General features: G+C 63.2%; 15 protein-coding genes and 3 tRNA genes. 6 read left to right on the top strand and 12 right to left on the bottom strand.

Annotation, left to right across the window (positions count from 1 at the left end; translation table 11 throughout):
• Positions 1 to 9 precede the first annotated feature (9 nt).
• Positions 10 to 408 (top strand): holo-ACP synthase, encoded by a 399-nt coding sequence (locus DBV08_RS31550; RefSeq protein ID WP_124570026.1) that lies wholly within the window; start codon positions 10 to 12, stop codon positions 406 to 408.
• A 59-nt stretch (positions 409 to 467) separates the two neighbouring features.
• On the opposite strand, the gene DBV08_RS31555 is transcribed toward DBV08_RS31550, so the two are convergent.
• A complete protein-coding gene (locus DBV08_RS31555; RefSeq protein WP_019749142.1) occupies positions 468 to 1,169 on the bottom strand; it encodes a TetR family transcriptional regulator in 702 nt (233 codons plus the stop codon).
• Positions 1,170 to 1,460: 291 nt separating this feature from the next.
• Here DBV08_RS31555 and DBV08_RS31560 point away from each other — a divergent pair, with 291 nt between their 5' ends.
• A complete protein-coding gene (locus DBV08_RS31560; protein ID WP_124570028.1) occupies positions 1,461 to 2,804 on the top strand; it encodes a dipeptidase in 1,344 nt (447 codons plus the stop codon).
• Positions 2,805 to 2,806: 2 nt separating this feature from the next.
• On the opposite strand, the gene bcp is transcribed toward DBV08_RS31560, so the two are convergent.
• Complete coding sequence (gene bcp / locus DBV08_RS31565; protein WP_007733290.1) at positions 2,807 to 3,280, bottom strand: thioredoxin-dependent thiol peroxidase; 474 nt, start codon at positions 3,278 to 3,280, stop codon at positions 2,807 to 2,809.
• A 145-nt stretch (positions 3,281 to 3,425) separates the two neighbouring features.
• On the opposite strand from bcp, the gene DBV08_RS31570 reads away from it, so the two are divergent.
• On the top strand, positions 3,426 to 3,647 hold the full coding sequence (locus tag DBV08_RS31570; protein ID WP_003945299.1) for a DUF3618 domain-containing protein: 222 nt from the start codon (positions 3,426 to 3,428) through the stop codon (positions 3,645 to 3,647).
• 66 nt (positions 3,648 to 3,713) lie between these two features.
• On the opposite strand, the gene DBV08_RS31575 is transcribed toward DBV08_RS31570, so the two are convergent.
• The 3 genes from DBV08_RS31575 to DBV08_RS31585 all read right to left on the bottom strand — a co-directional run bounded on the left by DBV08_RS31575 (position 3,714) and on the right by DBV08_RS31585 (position 5,494).
• Positions 3,714 to 3,786 (bottom strand) — tRNA-Lys (locus DBV08_RS31575).
• 93 nt (positions 3,787 to 3,879) lie between these two features.
• Positions 3,880 to 5,310 (bottom strand): amidase, encoded by a 1,431-nt coding sequence (locus DBV08_RS31580; RefSeq protein WP_124570030.1) that lies wholly within the window; start codon positions 5,308 to 5,310, stop codon positions 3,880 to 3,882.
• A gap of 111 nt (positions 5,311 to 5,421) precedes the next feature.
• Positions 5,422 to 5,494 (bottom strand) — tRNA-Lys (locus tag DBV08_RS31585).
• A 368-nt stretch (positions 5,495 to 5,862) separates the two neighbouring features.
• Between DBV08_RS31585 and DBV08_RS31590 the strand changes: the two genes are divergently transcribed.
• Positions 5,863 to 7,032: an Ig-like domain-containing protein gene (locus DBV08_RS31590; RefSeq protein ID WP_397488335.1), complete on the top strand. Its 1,170-nt coding sequence runs from the start codon at positions 5,863 to 5,865 to the stop codon at positions 7,030 to 7,032.
• Positions 7,033 to 7,166: 134 nt separating this feature from the next.
• Here the strand turns inward: DBV08_RS31590 and DBV08_RS31595 are convergent, their stop codons facing one another.
• On the bottom strand, positions 7,167 to 8,129 hold the full coding sequence (locus DBV08_RS31595; RefSeq protein ID WP_095973047.1) for an oxidoreductase: 963 nt from the start codon (positions 8,127 to 8,129) through the stop codon (positions 7,167 to 7,169).
• 54 nt (positions 8,130 to 8,183) lie between these two features.
• On the opposite strand from DBV08_RS31595, the gene DBV08_RS31600 reads away from it, so the two are divergent.
• Positions 8,184 to 8,594, top strand: coding sequence for a MerR family transcriptional regulator (locus DBV08_RS31600; RefSeq protein WP_124570032.1), 411 nt, complete (start codon positions 8,184 to 8,186; stop codon positions 8,592 to 8,594).
• A gap of 239 nt (positions 8,595 to 8,833) precedes the next feature.
• Here DBV08_RS31600 and DBV08_RS31605 read toward each other — a convergent pair.
• Together DBV08_RS31605 and orn are read right to left on the bottom strand one after the other, a co-directional pair.
• Positions 8,834 to 8,906, bottom strand: a tRNA-His gene (locus DBV08_RS31605).
• A gap of 84 nt (positions 8,907 to 8,990) precedes the next feature.
• On the bottom strand, positions 8,991 to 9,590 hold the full coding sequence (gene orn / locus DBV08_RS31610) for an oligoribonuclease (protein ID WP_024487359.1): 600 nt from the start codon (positions 9,588 to 9,590) through the stop codon (positions 8,991 to 8,993).
• Between the two features lie 121 nt (positions 9,591 to 9,711).
• Here orn and DBV08_RS31615 point away from each other — a divergent pair, with 121 nt between their 5' ends.
• Entirely contained in the window at positions 9,712 to 11,451 is a 1,740-nt protein-coding gene (locus tag DBV08_RS31615; RefSeq protein WP_124570034.1) for a helicase HerA-like domain-containing protein, read from the top strand.
• Positions 11,452 to 11,470: 19 nt separating this feature from the next.
• Here the strand turns inward: DBV08_RS31615 and lysA are convergent, their stop codons facing one another.
• The 4 genes from lysA to DBV08_RS31635 all read right to left on the bottom strand — a co-directional run bounded on the left by lysA (position 11,471) and on the right by DBV08_RS31635 (position 16,430).
• On the bottom strand, positions 11,471 to 12,814 hold the full coding sequence (gene lysA / locus DBV08_RS31620; RefSeq protein WP_124570036.1) for a diaminopimelate decarboxylase: 1,344 nt from the start codon (positions 12,812 to 12,814) through the stop codon (positions 11,471 to 11,473).
• Positions 12,815 to 12,966: 152 nt separating this feature from the next.
• Positions 12,967 to 13,404, bottom strand: a complete 438-nt coding sequence (locus DBV08_RS31625) for a hypothetical protein (protein WP_124570038.1) — start codon at positions 13,402 to 13,404, stop codon at positions 12,967 to 12,969.
• Between the two features lie 172 nt (positions 13,405 to 13,576).
• Positions 13,577 to 14,380 carry a mycolate reductase gene (gene cmrA / locus DBV08_RS31630; protein WP_124570040.1) on the bottom strand — a complete coding sequence of 268 codons (804 nt, stop codon included), beginning with the start codon at positions 14,378 to 14,380 and terminating at the stop codon, positions 13,577 to 13,579.
• Positions 14,381 to 14,399: 19 nt separating this feature from the next.
• On the bottom strand, positions 14,400 to 16,430 hold the full coding sequence (locus DBV08_RS31635) for an NADPH-dependent 2,4-dienoyl-CoA reductase (RefSeq protein ID WP_124570042.1): 2,031 nt from the start codon (positions 16,428 to 16,430) through the stop codon (positions 14,400 to 14,402).
• Between the last annotated feature and the right edge of the window lie 28 nt (positions 16,431 to 16,458).

The following is a 16,458-nucleotide window of genomic DNA, read 5'->3' on the forward strand; positions in this document are numbered from 1 at the left end:
AATCACGGTATGGGAGTTCTGGGTATCGGCTTCGACCTCGTGACGGTGTCGGAGTTCGCCGAGCAATTGAACAGGCCGGGAACGGCAATGCTCGACAACTTCACACCGGGCGAGCGTCGAGACGCCGCTACCCGGAGCTCCGAACCGGCACGACACTTCGCCGCACGGTGGGCGGCGAAGGAAGCAGTGATCAAGGCATGGTCGACTGCTCTCTTCGCCAGCCCGCCGGTGCTGGGGGAGATGATCCACAATCAGATCGAAGTCGTCTCGGACGCCTGGGGGCGCCCCGGCATTCGGCTTCGTGGTGACGTCGCGAAACACCTCACCGCCGTGAAGATTCATATCTCGCTCACCCACGACGGGGACATGGCCGGCGCGTTCGCGGTCATCGAATCCGACCCGGAGTAACACCGCCGGACACGAAAGAGCCGGTCTCCCAAGGGGAGACCGGCTCTTTCGTCGTTCGACTAGTCCTTCGTGCGGGACTCCTTCTCGGCGACGAGAAGATACGCGATCATCAACCTCTTCAGTTCGGCGACGGCGTCGGCATGCGACTGGCCGTCCTGAACCGAGAAATTGAGCATCGAATACACGACGTGGACAAGAACTTCCGCCATCATCAGGCGGCGATCGCGCCGCGTACGAGGCGTCAGCGGACCCAGCATTTTCGCGACGGTCTCGGCGAACTGCTTTTCGTGAATGACTCCGGTGGCCCGCGTGGACGGCGTCGACTGCATCGCCAGCCAGACTTCGCGACGCGACGGATCAGACGTCCACAGCCCGGCCATGTGATCGACGAAACTGTTCAGGAACCGCAACCAGTCGAGCGATGGCACCTCGCCGCCGAACTGCGCGAGCTCGTGCTGGACCCCGACGAGGTCCTGGCGGTTCAATTCGCACACGATGACGTACTTGTTGGCGAAGAACTGGTAGAGCGTCCCGATCGGGACGTCGGCTCGTGCCGCGACCTCTTCGCAGGTGAACGATTCGAATCCGACATCGGTGAGGAGTTCGCGTGACGCCGCCAGGAGTGCGTCGAATTTACGCTGGCTGCGCTCTTGCGTCGGACGCTTGCGCGGCAGCAGTTCCTGCGGTTCTTCGAGGCTCTGGGGATTCTCCAGTGCCGGGTCGACTCGTCGCCGCGCGCGGTTACGAGTCGTGGGCTGCACGTCTTCCAGGCTATCGGTGTTCTCTGTCGAATTTGGGACTTGTGCATTATCCGGTGTCATCGGCCACCTACTTCGGCGGTCGTGATCGGTCGACGCGCACCGCGCAGGTGCGCGCACACGAGTACCGATGCAGTTGCCACACCTCGATACTAGGTGACCACCTGTCCAGTAGCCGAAGAGGTTGCTGCGCGGTGTGGCGAAAGCGGCGATCCTCCCGACTCCCTACGTCCGATTCGGGCACACTGAGATTCTTCGGGCACACCGAGATTCGATGCCGAGGAAAGGGAGACGATGACGGAAGAACTGCGAACCGCAGTACGTGGACTCATGCCGCGTGCCCGTGAAGATCTCAGCGCACTTGTGGCGATGAAGTCCGTCGCCGATGCACGGCAGTACCCGCCGGAAGAATGCGCGGCCGCAGCACATTGGGTCCTGGAGGCATTCCGCGATCAGGGTTTCGCCGACATCGAGGCGATCGAGACCTCCGACGGCTCGGCTGCCGTCGTCGGCCGGCGACCAGGTCCGGCCGGTGCCCGGACGGTTCTGCTGTACTGCCACTACGACGTTCAGCCGCCGGGAAACGAAGAGCTCTGGGGCTCGCCGCCTTTCGCACTCACCGAGCGCGACGCGCGGTGGTACGGACGTGGCGCTTCCGACTGCAAGGGCAACGTGGTCATGCATCTGACGGCGCTGCGTGCGCTTGCCGCCGCCGGTGTCGATCCGAGCGCACATCTGACGATCGTCGCCGAAGGTTCCGAGGAGATGGGGACCGGTGGTCTCGAGGATCTGGTGCGAGAGCGGCCCGAACTTTTCGCGGCCGACATGATTCTGATCGCCGATACCGGCAACACCGAGGTGGGGGAGCCGACGATCACGACGTCACTGCGCGGGATCGCCAACGTGGTGGTCCACGTGTCGACACTCGAGGGTGAGATTCACTCCGGCGTCTTCGGTGGGCCGGCGCCCGATGCGATCACCGCGCTGGTGCACATTCTTTCGACCCTGCACGACGGCGCCGGAAACACCACCGTCGAAGGCTTGACCAACGACCAGGAATGGGCAGGGGTCAGCTACGTCGACGATCAGTTCCGTTCTGATGCGGGAGTGCTTGACGGCGTCCAACTGACCGGTTCCGGTTCGGTGGCAGAACAGGTGTGGGCTCGTCCGGCGCTGACCATTCTGGGAATCGACTGCCCGCCGGTGGTCGGTTCGGCGGCGGCGATCACGCCACGCGCGTCCGCACGTCTGAATCTTCGCGTCCCGCCCGGCACGGATCCGGCGCAGGCACAGAAGTTGTTGACCGACCACCTCCGCGCAGCGGCGCCGTGGGGCGTCCACATCGAGGTCGTACCGGAATCGACGGGCTCACCGTTCTCGTCGTCGACTGAAGGAACGGGGTTCGCGCAACTGAAGTCTGCGCTGACAGATGCCTACGGCCGGGAAGTGGGATTTGCCGGCCAAGGCGGATCGATCCCGCTGTGCAGCGCGCTGGCCGAGCAGTTCCCCGACGCGGAGATCGCATTGATCGGCGTCGAGGAACCGCAGTGCCGCATTCATGCGCCCGACGAAAGCGTCGATCCGTCGGAGATCGAGAATCTCGCTTTCGCGGAGGCGCTGTTCTTGAGCAGATACTGAAGTCAGACCGACAAATCGCGTCGTAGCTTGGCGACGTGACCGGTGGCCCGGACGTTGTACTGGGCCACCTCGATCTTGCCTTCCTCGTCGACGAGGAACGTCGAGCGGATGACGCCCTGCACCGTCTTGCCGTACATCTTCTTCTCACCGAATGCGCCCCAGGCTTCGAGCGTCGCCTTCTCGGGGTCGGAGAGAAGCGGGAAGGTCAGTTCCTCGGTATCGCGGAATTTGGCGAGTTTGGCGGGCTTGTCCGGCGAGATTCCGATGACCTCGAGGCCGGCGCCGTTCAGTTCGGCGAGGCTGTCACGGAAGTCGCAGGCCTGCTTGGTGCACCCCGGCGTGCTGGCCGCCGGGTAGAAGTACACGATGACCTTGCGGCCGCGGTAATCGTGGAGTGAAACCTCGTTGCCGTCGGCGTCGGGGAGCGTGAAATCCGGCGCGACGTCGCCGGCGGACAATCTACTGTTCTCGGTCACGGGAATCGAGGTTAGTCGAGAAATTGCGCGGCAGGTGGGCGCGAGGGCATTCTGCTCCTCTACGGTAGAGCGAAGTGTCGGCGCGCTGCGTCCGCACAGCAGACCCGCACACAGAGCAGCAGAACACAGACAAGTTGGAGGACACGTGCCCAGGGACACCGAGAGCATCGAGCGCGAGATCGAGAAGGCGCGTAATCAGCTCGCGAGCACACTCGACGAACTGACGGTCCGCACCAACCCGAAGCGGCTGGTCGAGAACACCAAGAAGACGGTGCTCGCCAAGCTCAACGAGCCGGCAGTGAAGTACGCGCTGATCGCAGTCGGTTCAGTGGTGGGACTACTCGTGGTCCGGAAGATCATTCGCTGACCCGAGTTTTCGAAGACAGAACATGAAGAAGGCCCCCACCTGGTGAGGTGGGGGCCTTCTTGCAAGTGCGCCCACAGGGACTCGAACCCCGGACCCAGTGATTAAGAGTCACTTGCTCTACCAACTGAGCTATAGGCGCTCGCTCTTGCGAGACAGAACATTAGCCGACAGGCTCAGGAGTTTGCAAAACGCGTGTTCATCGTGGTGACGATGGTTACATCGCTTCCGTAATTCAGGAGTGTGGCGGGCGCGAATCCGGCCAGCGGACGGTGCTTTCCAACTGCTGTGCGAGTGCGAGAATCGTCGGTTCACCACCGCTGCGCGCGACCAGTTGGACGCTCAGGGGGAGCCCGCGTTCGGAGAACCCGGCGGGTACCGCGGCCGCCGGGTTGCCGCAGACATTCCAGATCGAACAGTAGGCGGCGATCGGCAGTGCCTTGCGGACTGCGGAGAGAAGGCCGGTTCCTTCGAGTTGTCCGATCGGGCGAGGCAAGGCAGGCGTGGTCGGCATCAGGACCAGGTCGAAGGTGTCGAAGACCTGGTTGACCGTCGCTGCAATTCGCTCGCCTTTGCGGTAAGCGAATTTCCCGACGCGCGCGGGAGCGGCTATCCGGCCGATCGACGCGAGTGCTCGTGTGCGCTTCTCCAGGAGTGCTGGCTGGTCGACGCGCAGTGCTTCGTCGCGGACGCCGCCGAGCACCTGCGGGAGAAAAGCGGCAGTGGCATCCGGGTACTCGGGATCGTGTTCTTCGACGTGATGTCCCAACGCGCTCAACATCTCTGCGATCGAGAGCACCGCGGCAACGATCTCCGCTGACGGGCGGACGCCTAGGACCGGACTCCGGGTGGACACCGCGATGCGAAGCGGCCCGGGCGCCGACACGGCCGCGTCGGCAAAGCTGGTGCGGATCGTTTCGGCTGTGTAGTCGTCGGTCGCGGTGGTGCCGGTGATTGCGTCGTATACGAGTGCGCTGTCCTCGACCGAACGAGTGAGAGGCCCGAGCGTGCCGAGTCCGCGCCAGAGGTTTCGGTTCGGCGCGGTGCTCACCCGACCGCGTTGCGGCTTGAGGCCGAACAACCCGCAGAATGCCGAAGGCAATCGAATGGAACCGCCGCCGTCGCCGCCTATTGCCGCCGCGACCATTCCCGACGCGACGGCCGACGCAGATCCTCCGCTCGATCCGCCGGTGGATATGCCGGTGTCCCAAGGGTTTCTCGTGTAGCCGTTTGCGGCAGTCTCGGTGAAGGGCCAGATGCCGAACTCGGGCATCGTCGTCTTGCCGACGATCACCGCACCCGCCTCGCGCAACCGGCGGACAACCTCTGAATCGGCCGGTGCGATGCGCGTTGCTGCCGCACCGCCGTATGTCGTGGGCGTTCCGGCGACGTCGTTCTCGTCCTTGATTGCAATCGGGACTCCGTGCAGTGGGCCCAGGGTTTGGCCGTCGGCCTGACGTTGATCGAGCCGCGTCGCCTCGTCGAGTGCTTCGTCTGCGAGAACTCGCACAAATGCATTGAGCGTCGAATCGAGGCGTTCGATCCGGCGAAGTGTGTTCTCGGTGAGTTCGCGGGCCGACAATTCTCCGGACCGGATCAGAGCTGCCTGACCTGCCACCCCGGCAAATGCCAGCTCGCTGTCAGGTGTGGTTCCGCGCTCAGTCATCAGTCCTCCAGGCCGTGGTTCCGGTAACTGTGAAGTCTATTCACCACAACCTGGTCACCACGACACAAAGAAAAATCCCCACCTTCCGAAGAAGGTGGGGACCTTTGCAAGTGCGCCCACAGGGACTCGAACCCCGGACCCAGTGATTAAGAGTCACTTGCTCTACCAACTGAGCTATAGGCGCTCGCTCTTGCGAGACAGAACATTAGCCGAATCGCCGGTTCGGGAGCAAATCGCCAGGTGGAGGCGTCGCCGCCGTAGTCCGATCGGAGGAAATCCGCTGAAATCGGTAACAAAACGGACGGTTCGGAGCGATTGATACTTGAACGTTACTGACGGCGTGGCCCTTCATGACCGTTGGTAACGAGCGCGCCTGGCATCATTGGTGCAGCGCAGTCATACCGCAAGTCCCACTTGCCTTCCGGTAAGTGGGATTCGCATGTGGCGCGGAAGTTAGTCGGAGAAATTGTGAAGCGGAGTCGAACGATGAGTCGTCAAAGGTGGGGTCTGTCCGTGCGCGGGGGGAACGGTCGAGCGTCGAAGGGCGCGGCGATGATCGCGGTGTCTCTCGGGGCTCTCGTTCTGATGACCGCGTGCACGTCGGGCGGCAAGGACGTCAGCACCGAAGGGTCGGCGCCGATCGATTCCAATCCGCTCACCGAACTCATCAAGCCGAAGCTCACCTCGACCGCTGCCGACGGCGCTGTCGGATTCTCGCCGGGCGACCCGGTCAAGATCAACGTCGCCGACGGCGCCCTGTCCGACGTTACGATGGTCAATCAGGACGGCAAGGCAGTTGCCGGCGCGATTGCTGCCGACGGTGCGTCGTGGACGACCACCGAACCTCTCGGCTACAACCGCAAGTACAAGATCGAGGCCCGCGCATTCGGGTTGGGCGGCGCCAGTACGACGGTCACGTCCTTCACCACCAGCGCACCCGGCAACGTCACCAAGCCGTACGTCTTGCCGAACGAGGGCGACGTGGTCGGCATCGGTCAGCCCATCGCGGTGCAGTTCGACGAGAACATCCCCGATCGCAAGGCTGCCGAAGCTGCGATCACCGTCACCACGACTCCGACCGTCGAAGGTGCGTTCTACTGGGTCAACAATCGTGAGGTCCGTTGGCGTCCGGAGAACTACTGGGCACCCGGCACCAAGGTCGACGTGAGCGTCAACGTGTACGGGCGCAATCTCGGCAAGGGAGTCTTCGGGCAGGAAGACGCGAAGAGTTCCTTCACCATCGGTGATGCCGTCATCGCCACGGCAGACGACAACACCAAGCAGGTCACTTTCCAGGTCAACGGTGAGACCGTCATGACCATGCCCACCTCCATGGGCAAGGACAGCACTCCCACCGACAACGGCGTCTACATCATCGGTGACCGCTTCGCGAACATGATCATGGACTCGTCCACGTACGGCGTCCCGGTCACCTCCGCTCAGGGTTACAAGACTCCTGTCGACTGGGCGACCCGAATGTCCTACAGCGGCATCTTCTTCCACTCGGCGCCGTGGTCGGTCGGGCAGCAGGGCTACTCCAACACGAGCCATGGCTGCCTCAACCTGAGCCCGTCCAACGCCAAGTGGGTCTACGACAACACCAAGCGCGGGGACATCGTCGTCGTCAAGAACACCGTCGGCGGCACGCTCTCCGGCACCGACGGCCTCGGTGACTGGAACATTCCCTGGAGCGTCTGGAAGACCGGCAACGCGGACGTCTGAGTGCGTCCCTGAAGCACTGAACGTCAGAATGCCCCCGACCGTCCGGTTGGGGGCATTTCTGCATCTGTATTCCTTTTGTGAGCGAAAGTGCCTCTCGGTCTATCTGAGGCGACGGGAGGTACGTTCGCTCGGTGTCAGCGCCGACCGAAGGCGTCCACTCCGGTCATTTCAGCGGACAGTGCCCATAGTCTGCGTGCGTCGTCGCGATCGGTAGCCCAAGGCTTCACGCCGCCGACGCTCATGTCATCCGTCTGCGCAACGTCCGCGATGTTGCAGTCTTGGAGGTACGCGCCGGCGTGATCGGCGAGTATCGGCGCCGTCGCCGCCCACACCGCTGTAGCGGCGCCCTGGGCGGGAGTCTTGAATCCCGGCACGGCGTCGCCATTCGACGTAGTCCATCCGAGTTCGTGTTTCTCCGATGCGGAGAAGTGACGTTGAAGGGGAGTGAGGATGCTCCCGGGATGGACGGAGAACGCAGTGATTCCGCGTGAAGCACCGGCGCTCGCCAGCTGTACAGCGAAGAGAGCATTTGCAGTCTTGGCCTGACCGTACGCAAGCCATCGGTCGTAACCGTTGCGGAAATGTATGTCGTCCCAACGCACCCCCGACAGAAAATGTCCCGCCGACGAGACAGCGACCACGCGAGAACCGTTTGCGGGCATGGCAGGCACAAGCAGGTTCACCAGTACAAAGTGCCCGAGGTGATTGATCGCGAACTGTGATTCCCAGTCAGACCCGACTCGGATCTCCGGGCAGGCCATGATTCCCGCATTGCAGACGATGATGTCCGGACTGATTCGGGAATCGAGAATTTCTCGCGCACACGATCTGACACTGCTCGGGTCCGACAGGTCGCACGCTTGCACTTCGATACCTGGAAAGTCGGCCACGGCACCCCGTGCCTGTTCTGGTCGGCGGGCAAGCACCAGCACTCGCGCGCCGGCCGACGAAAGCGACCGCGAAATCTCGAATCCGAGTCCGGAGTATCCGCCAGTGACCAATGCGGTGGTGCCGGTCAGGTCTCGCCCGGCAAGTACGTCGTCGGCGGTGGAGGTTCGGGCGAATCCGGTGTTGATCTTGCGCTGAATGGAAATCATGGCAGCACCGTAAAATCTGGAGTGCACTCCAGGTCAAGGAAAGGTCGTCAGGCAATGCGTGAACTGTCAATCGGTGAGGTCGCTGTCGAGACCGGAATCAGCATCGATTCCCTTCGATACTTCGAACACGAGGAACTGTTCGTTCACGAGGTTGCACGCTCGGCAGGTGGGCGTCGGGTCTACTCCGAAAGCGATGTCACTTGGTTGAAGCTGTGCAATCGCTTCCGAGACTCGGGTATGCCGATCGCCACGATCCGTGAATTCGCCGCACTCGTCAGGTCGGGTCCGGGAAACGAGAAGGAACGGCTTTCACTTCTGCAACAGCATGAGGTGTTGATTCGATCCAGGATTTCTGCGATGCAGGACAACCTTGCCGTCATCCACGGCAAGGTTTCGGCATACGAGCGACACGTGAGGGAGGGGACCGCAGTGGGCGTCTGGGAGCCCGGCGCGCGGCCCGAGTGATCGACGGCTGGGCCATTTGTCGTGATCTCCAGCTACCCCGACGTGAGCGAAAGTGGCTTTCGGTCTATCTGAGGCGACGAGAGGTACGTTCGCTCGGATAGGGGTGGGCGGGCGGCTAGGGGATCGGGGTGGGGCGGGGCGGGGAGGTAGCCGGCCAGACGTGCAGGGGCATTCAGGCTGGCGCACAAACCAAAAGAACCCCCGAAAATGTCTTTCGACATTCTCGGGGGTTCCGCTTGGGTGAGCGACGGGACTCGAACCCGCGACAGCCAGGATCACAACCTGGTGCTCTACCAACTGAACTACGCCCACCATTGCCTCGGCCACCGGTTTGGCCCGGCTGCTTTGACGAAAGAGATACTAGCGCGAAAGTCGGTCAGGAAGCCAATCGGCAGGTCAGGCGGGACCCAAGCCCTCTACGACGGCTGCGATCTCCGCGCTCGACGGTCCGGGCGCCGCGACGAATGCAGTGCCGCGGTAGTACTTGAGTTCGCGGATGGATTCCTTGATGTCGGCGAGCGCTCGGTGGGCGAGACCTTTTTCGGGCTGGCCGAAGTAGATCCGCGGGTACCAACGGCGCGAAAGTTCCTTGATGGAGCTCACGTCGATCATCCGGTAGTGCAGGTAGGTGTCCAGTGCCGTCATGTCGCGCGAGATGAATCCGCGGTCGGTGGCGATGGAGTTGCCTGCCAAGGGCGCCGTACCGGCGACGGGAACGTGCTTGCGGATGTACGCGAGCACTTCTTTCTCCGCCTCGGCGAGGGTGACCGTCGACTTCCGGACCTCTTCGGTCAGTCCCGACTTCGCGTGCATCTTCTTCACGACGTCGGGCATTGCCGCCAGAGCGTCGTCGTCGGCGTGGATGACGATGTCCACACCTTCGCCCAAGATGTTCAAGTCGCTGTCGGTCACCAGAGCCGCAATCTCGATGAGTTTGTCCGACTCGAGTCGCAGCCCGGTCATTTCACAATCGATCCATACCAATTTGTCCTGCACCAGGAACACAGTAGTGCGCGCGGCCGCGGGATAAGGTCTGCGGTGGAAACTCGGGTGCGTGCAGGACGGCGCTCGGGTGATGACAAGATCTTCGCCGCACTGCAACGAGGAGGGCTTTTCGATGACCGTGGATCCGAAGGACGGAGCCGCGCCGCTGACGCCGGCGGAGAAGGCGAAAGCTGCAAAGGCCGCCGCTGCCGAAGCCGCCCGGATTGCAGCTGAAGCCGCCGCAGCAGCCGAGGAAGCGGAGAAGGAAGCGGCTGCCGCTGAAGCCGAAGCATCTGCAGGTGCTACCCCCGCCGCCCCGGCGCCGTCCGGTGCTGCAGCTGAAATCGCGGCGGGCTACTCATCTGAAGGTCGAGCACTCGAGCTGGGCTCGGTGGTGATCGACGGAGTGGCAGATCCCACCGCGCGGGTGCGGATTCCGTTGGCGACGATCAACCGTCACGGCCTGATCGCCGGTGCGACGGGTACCGGCAAGACCAAGACGTTGCAGGGCATCGCCGAGCAGCTGTCTGCCGCGGGTGTGCCAGTGGTGATGGCCGACGTCAAGGGCGATCTCTCGGGTCTGTCGAAGGCAGGGGAGCCGAGCGAGAAAATGAAGGCTCGCGCAGTCGAGACGGGTGACGATTCGTGGACTCCCGCAGGGATGCCCGTGGAGTTCTTGTCGTTGGGTACTGACGGAATCGGTATCCCGGTGCGCGCGACGATCACCAGTTTCGGGCCGATCCTGCTCAGTAAAGTGTTGGGCCTCAACGAGACACAGGAATCGACTCTAGGGCTGATCTTCCACTGGGCCGACACTCAGGGCCTCGCTCTGCTGGACCTCAAGGATCTGCGTTCGGTCATCGCCCACCTGACGAGCGCTGAGGGCAAGGCGGATCTGAAAGGTATCGGTGGAGTTTCCTCGGCAACCGCCGGAGTGATTCTGCGCGCCTTGGTCAACCTCGAAGCCGACGGCGGTGACACCTTCTTCGGCGAACCGGAACTCGAGACCGAGGACCTGTTGCGTGTCGTCGGCGGTGCCGGCGTGATTACGCTGTTCGAACTCGGCGCTCAGGCGGCACGCCCGGCGATGTTCTCCACCTTCCTGATGTGGGTGCTCGCGGACCTGTTCCAGACGCTGCCGGAGGAGGGTGATCTGGCCAAGCCGAAGCTCGTGTTCATCTTCGACGAGGCGCACCTTCTGTTTGCGGACGCGTCGAAGGCCTTCCTTCAGCAGGTGGAACAGACGGTCAAGTTGATTCGTTCCAAGGGCGTCGGCGTTTTCTTCTGCACGCAGCTTCCGACCGACATTCCCAATTCGGTTCTGTCGCAGCTGGGCGCGCGGGTTCAGCACGCTTTGCGTGCCTTTACGCCCGACGATCAGAAGGCACTCAACAAGACCGTCCGCACGTATCCGAAGACCGAACACTACGACCTGGAAAAGGCACTGACTTCACTCGGTATCGGTGAAGCGATCGTGACCGTGCTGTCGGAAAAGGGCGCGCCGACGCCGGTGGCCTGGACCAAGATTCGGCCTCCCCGGTCGCTGATGGACACCATCGGCAACGACGCGATCAAGGCGGCCGCGTCGTCGAGCCCGCTGAATCAGAAATACGGCCAGACCATCGACCGCGAGTCGGCATACGAGAAGTTGACGGCGAAGGTTGCCGGTGCTCCGACGGCGGATCAGTCCCTCGATCTTCCGTCGCTTCCGGATCTGCCGCCACCGCCGCCGGCCGAACCGGAGGGCCCCAACATCGCCGAGCAGATCTTGGGTAACTCCGCCGTCAAGAGTTTCCTGCGATCCGCGGCTTCGGCTGCGGGACGGGAGATTTCGCGAAACATCTTCGGCACCGGTAGTCGCCGTAAGCGCTGACGCTTGGGCGCCCGCGAGGTCAGATGCCGACCTCGCGGGCCAGGAGGTCGTTGATCGATTCGCGCCTGATCAATGGCCGCGCAATCCCGCCGAGCACAGCGACGACAGGTGGCCGGCCGACGCTGTTGTAGGTGGAGGCCATACTGTGGTGGTAGGCACCCGTGCACGGCACTGCCAACAGGTCCCCTTCGTGCAAGTCGGCGGGAAGGCTTGCACCGGCGGCGATTTCGTCGCCCGATTCGCAATGACGGCCGGCGACCGTGACTTCCTGGAGCGGCGCAGTCGAATGTCGGTTCACCAGTTCGACGTCGTAGTGGCTGTCGTACAACGACACCCGAGGGTTGTCGCTCATCCCACCGTCGACGGACGCGAAGGTTCGCCCGCCGCTGATCGTCTTGATGTTCTGTACGCGATAGAGCGTGACTCCGGCCCGCGCAGCGATCGCTCGGCCGGGTTCGAGAACGATTTCTGGTCGAGGGAAGCGGTTTCGGGTGCACGCGTCGTCGAGAGTTTCGTCGATGACGTGGGCAAGGCGGGTCAGATCCAGTTGGGCGTCTCCCGGTACGTACGCGATCCCGTGGCCACCGCCGAGATCGAGTTCGGTGAGGATGATTCGATGCGTGCGTCGTATGTCGTCCATCTGCGCGATCATCGTCTCGATCGCGGGGCGGAAGAGTTCGGGATCGGTGATCTGGGAGCCGAGATGACAATGCAGGCCGATGAGTTGCAGATGCGTCGCGTTGGCGACGACGGATACCGTACGTTCCAGTTCTTCGGAAAATGCCGGTAGTCCGAACTTTTGGTCGAGTACTCCGGTCGACACTGCCTTGTGCCCGCGAATATCGATGCCGGGTGTGACTCTGATCAACACCTTCTGCCGGTGGGTACACACCGACGCGAGCCGTACCGCTTCGCTGGGGGAGTCGAGGACGATCCGGCCGACGCCAGCGTTGACCGCCGCCCTCAGTTCGGAAACCGATTTGGCATTGCCGTGCAGAATGATTCGTTTCGGGTCCACGCCGGCTGCAAGCGCGATGGCGAGTTCACCGGCCGAACAGACATCCACCCCGAGTCCCTCGTCGGAGACCCAGGTAGCCATCGCTCGAATCATCAGTGCCTTGCCGGCATACACGATCTCCGAGTCGGGGAAGATCTCTCGATACGTGCGGCAGCGGTGCCGCACGTCCGCCTCGTCGACGACGTACGTCGGTGTGCCGTACTGGTCCGCGATCTCTTCGAGGGAGACGTCGCCGATGCAGACACGCCCGCTGTGGTCGTGGCGAGTACTGATGGGCCACAACGCAGGATCCATACGCGGTGTCATTGCGCCGCGTAGGGAGGGGAAGATTTCGAGTAGCGTCACGTCGATCTCCTGAAGGTGACCCGCCGTGTTGCGGGCTACCTTCAGATCTACTCCCGAAGGTCACCCGTGGGGCGGTTCTTGACGCTTACTTGACGCGCCGCCGAACGAGGTTGACGCGGCCCTGACGTCCTCGACTTCCTGTGCCTGTCGACTCACTGTGCTCGCCGCCGCTTCCATCCGAACCAACCGAGCACCGCGAGCAATGCCACCGCGGCTACTCCGCCGATGACCGTCGATCTGTCGGCGGACACACCAACGGACGGAGTTCCGCCGGCTCTCGGGGCGTAACCGTCGCCGTACACGGACTCGACCGCCGCTTGTAAGTCGAACCCGGTTTCGGTAGCCGGTCCGCAGCTGTACCCCTCGTGCTCGGCGTCGACGCCGTACGGCGCCGAAACGAACATCAGCCGCTCGGTACCGAGCACGTAGCTTGTGCCACAACCGTTCCCGTTCGCGAGTGTCCCCACCGTCGTCACCGATGCCAGATCGCCTTTGTAGACCCGGATGACGTCGAACAGGTAGGTGTCCTCGAACCCGTCCGAAGTTTTCTCCGTCGGGGTTCCGAGGAAAACAGTGCTGGATACGCTCACGGCTTCTTCCGGGGACCCAAAAGAAGCGCACGAGCACGCATTCGCTGCGGTGGGCAGCAGTAAGGGCAACCCTCCGGCCAAAAGAAGGATTGCCCCGACTGCCAGTGTTCGTCGCATCGCCATTAACCGACTTTACGGTCTGCTATGGCCTGCTCTGAGAAGTTTGCGTGAATCAGCCGCCGAGCTTCTTGTAGAACGTGCCCACGATGGGCGCAACGACGGAGCGCGGGCTGTAACCACCCGCGACTGACATCGCCTTGCTCAAGATGCCCGGTACGACGCGCATCTTGTTCTCGGCCAGGCCGTCGAGCGAGACCTTGGCGGTGTACTCGCTCGAGATCCAGAAGAAGTCCGGGACCAGCTTGTCGACGATCGACGCTTCAGCCGGGTCCGGAGTTTCGGTGCGTACAGGGCCTGGGGCGAGCAGGGTGACGTTCACTCCGGTGCCCTTGAGCTCACCGCGCAACGATTCCGCGAAGGTGTTCACGAACGCTTTCGTGGCGGCGTACGTCGCGTTGTTGGGGATCGGCATGTTGCCGGCCGCGGACCCGACCATCAGGATGGCTCCGGACTTGCGTGCGAGCATGCCCGGAAGCACGGCCAGCGTGAGGTCGTGCACTGCAACGGCGTTGAGCTCGACCTGGTCGCGCTCGTATGCCGGGTCCAGCTCGGCGATCGGCCCGAAGGTGGCGATACCGGCGTTGTTGCACAGGATGCTGATGTCGCGGTCACCGAGCTCCTCGACGAGAACGGCACGCGCCGCGCTGTCGGAGAGGTCCGATGCACGGACCTCCACCTCGACGCCGTGCGCGGCGCGAAGCTTCTCGGCGAGGACCTCCATGACCTCGCCGCGACGGGCGACGAGAATCAGGGAGTGTCCGCGTGATGCCAGATCAGCGGCCAGTGCCTCTCCGATGCCGGAGGAGGCGCCGGTCACGACGGCGCGGGCTGTGGTTGTGGGTGTCGGCAGGCTCACGATCAGTCAGCGTAGCCGGTCAGATCTTCGCGGCCAGTCGTGTGCCCTGTTCGATGGCACGCTTGGCGTCGAGTTCTCCGGCCACGTCGGCGCCGCCGATGATGTGGGTCACCACGCCCGCGACGGTCAGCTCGTCCACGAGGTCACGAACCGATTCCTGCCCGGCGCAGATGACGATGGTGTCGACCTCGAGGAGTCGGGGTTTCTCATGCTTCTCACCGAACGTGATGTGCAGGCCGGAGTCGTCGATGCGCTCGTAGTTGACGCCCGAGAGTTCGTGCACGCCCTTGTTCTTGAGTGCTGCTCGGTGGACCCAGCCCGTGGTCTTCGCGAGTCCGGCGCCGATGCGCCCGGGCTTGCGCTGGAGGAGGTAGACCTCACGTTCGGAGAGCTCCGGTACCGGGGTGGTGAGAGCACCCGGCGCCATCTCGGGTTCGGTGACGCCCCATTCCTGCTTCCACTCCTTCAGGTGAAGGGTGGGGGAGGTCGGGTGGGTGAGGAATTCGCTCACGTCGACGCCGATGCCGCCGGCACCGATGACGGCCACGGACTTACCGACCGGCTTGCCCTCTCGGACGACCTCGGCGTAGGTCAGCACCTTCGAGTTGTCGATGCCGGGGATCTTGGGAACGCGCGGCGTCACGCCGGTGGCAACCACGACTTCGTCGAAGGAGCCGATGAGGTCTGCCGGTGCGACGCGGGTTTCGAGCTTGACCGTCACTCCGGCCACGTCCAGCATGCGGGTGTAGTAGCGAATGGTCTCGGCGAACTCTTCCTTACCCGGAATGAGCTGTGCGATCCCGAACTGTCCACCGATCTTGTCCGAAGCCTCGAACAACGTGACCGCATGACCTCGCTGAGCAAGGTTGAGTGCTGCCGAAAGTCCTGCAGGACCGGCACCGACGACGGCGAGGTTCTTGGCCCGCCGGGTGGGGGAGAGGATCAGCGTGGTCTCGCGGCCCGCGCGCGGGTTGAGCAGGCAGGAGACCTGCTTGTGCACGAAGGCGTGGTCGAGGCAGGCTTGGTTGCAGGCGATACACGTGTTGATCTCGCCGGATGCTCCGCGCTCGGCCTTGTTGACCCAGTCGGGATCGGCGAGCATCGGCCTTGCCATCGAAATCAACTGTGCGTCACCGCGGTTGAGGATCTCTTCGGCAGTCTCGGGCATGTTGATCCGGTTCGAGGCGGCAACGGGAATGTCGACGTGCTTCTCGAGCTTGCTCGTGATGTCCACGAAGGCTGCTCGGGGGACCGAGGTGACGATGGTGGGCACCCGTGACTCGTGCCACCCGATGTCGGTGTTGATGATTGTGGCGCCGGCGGCTTCGACTTCCGTTGCCAGTGAGACGATTTCATCCCAGGTCTGACCGCCCTCGACCAGGTCTGCCATCGACAGCCGGAACACGATGATGAAGTTCGGGCCGACGGCCTTGCGTGTGCGTCGCACGATCTCGACTGCGATGCGTCGACGATTCTCGGAGCTGCCACCCCACTGGTCGGTCCGCTTGTTCGTGCGCTCGCAGAGGAACTGGTTGATGAAGTAGCCCTCACCGCCCATGATTTCGACGCCGTCGTAACCGGCGGACTTGGCCAGACGCGCGCAGCGAACATAGTTGCGGATCTGCCATCGCACGCCGCGGCCGGTCAGCTTGCGCGGACGGAACGGATTGATAGGCGCCTTGATCGACGACGCGGACACACTGAACGGCTGATAGCTGTAGCGACCCGCGTGCAGGATCTGCATGGCGATCTTTCCGCCCGCGTCGTGAACCGCCTTGGTGATCCGGCGGTGACGGCGCGCTTCGATGCGGTTGGTCAGCTTGGCACCGAAGGGCAAGAGCCAACCGGTGCGGTTGGGCGCGTAGCCGCCGGTGATGATCAGACCGACACCGCCACGTGCGCGTTCGGCGAAGTACTCGGCCAAGCGATCGGTGTCCTTCGCGCGATCTTCGAGGCCGGTGTGGATCGACCCCATGACGACACGGTTCTTCAGCGTCGTGAATCCGAGGTCGAGCGGTTCGAGCAGGCGGGGGAACTGTGTCTCCGTCATGACTGGGGATGTCCTTCCGTGGCGTACT

The organism is Rhodococcus sp. KBW08, assembly GCF_003852455.1.
Taxonomy (GTDB): Bacteria; Actinomycetota; Actinomycetes; order Mycobacteriales; family Mycobacteriaceae; genus Rhodococcus_F; species Rhodococcus_F baikonurensis.

What these genes read in the sequence shown, in the direction of transcription:
- DBV08_RS31560 (WP_124570028.1), top strand. Translation starts at nt 1,461, where the DNA reads ATGACGGAAGAACTGCGAACCGCAGTACGTGGACTCATGCCGCGTGCC.
- DBV08_RS31635 (WP_124570042.1), bottom strand. Translation starts at nt 16,430, where the DNA reads ATGACGGAGACACAGTTCCCCCGCCTGCTCGAACCGCTCGACCTCGGA.
- DBV08_RS31595 (WP_095973047.1), bottom strand. Translation starts at nt 8,129, where the DNA reads ATGATTTCCATTCAGCGCAAGATCAACACCGGATTCGCCCGAACCTCC.
- DBV08_RS31600 (WP_124570032.1), top strand. Translation starts at nt 8,184, where the DNA reads ATGCGTGAACTGTCAATCGGTGAGGTCGCTGTCGAGACCGGAATCAGC.
- DBV08_RS31590 (WP_397488335.1), top strand. Translation starts at nt 5,863, where the DNA reads ATGATCGCGGTGTCTCTCGGGGCTCTCGTTCTGATGACCGCGTGCACG.
- DBV08_RS31615 (WP_124570034.1), top strand. Translation starts at nt 9,712, where the DNA reads ATGACCGTGGATCCGAAGGACGGAGCCGCGCCGCTGACGCCGGCGGAG.
- DBV08_RS31550 (WP_124570026.1), top strand. Translation starts at nt 10, where the DNA reads ATGGGAGTTCTGGGTATCGGCTTCGACCTCGTGACGGTGTCGGAGTTC.
- DBV08_RS31580 (WP_124570030.1), bottom strand. Translation starts at nt 5,310, where the DNA reads ATGACTGAGCGCGGAACCACACCTGACAGCGAGCTGGCATTTGCCGGG.